The sequence below is a fragment of the Bacillus sp. ES1-5 genome (assembly GCF_022487605.1).
Lineage (GTDB): Bacteria > Bacillota > Bacilli > Bacillales > Bacillaceae_G > Bacillus_A > Bacillus_A wiedmannii.
In genome coordinates this window covers 1-367 of sequence record NZ_JAKVPU010000058.1, presented here as the reverse complement: position 1 = coordinate 367, position 367 = coordinate 1, and the positions used below count along the sequence as shown (strand labels likewise).

The window sequence follows — 367 nt, the reverse complement described above, 5'->3', positions numbered from 1 at the left end:
CTTCCAAACCAACTTGGACTACTTCAAATACAATTGATTCTACTACAAACGAACTCCCTCTCAGATTAGTGTATATATAGCTTATTTTGCTATGCACATTATTAATCGACTTGAAGAAGCCTTTTTTGTATTGTTTTCAAGTTCGCAGGCTGGGTTATAAATCTTAACAAATTATAAGAAAGAGGAGATATGAGAATGAAAAAAGATAATATTTGGACAGTATTAAATGATGCAAAAGAGCAGGAAACAAGACAGTAATCCAAAGGGCCGGATGATAGATATGTTGGTATGAATGAGCTATCGGAAATTACAGATGAAAAACTGCCATTTTAATAACGTCGAGGTAGTTTATAGAGGAGAAAAGGAA

The 367-nt window shown here is 33.5% G+C and carries 1 protein-coding gene; it reads left to right on the top strand.

The genetic code is table 11. From position 1 onward, the window contains the following. Positions 1-32 precede the first annotated feature (32 nt). Complete coding sequence (locus MKO96_RS29555) at positions 33-80, top strand: hypothetical protein (RefSeq protein ID WP_369294534.1); 48 nt, start codon at positions 33-35, stop codon at positions 78-80. The last annotated feature ends 287 nt before the right edge of the window (positions 81-367 follow it).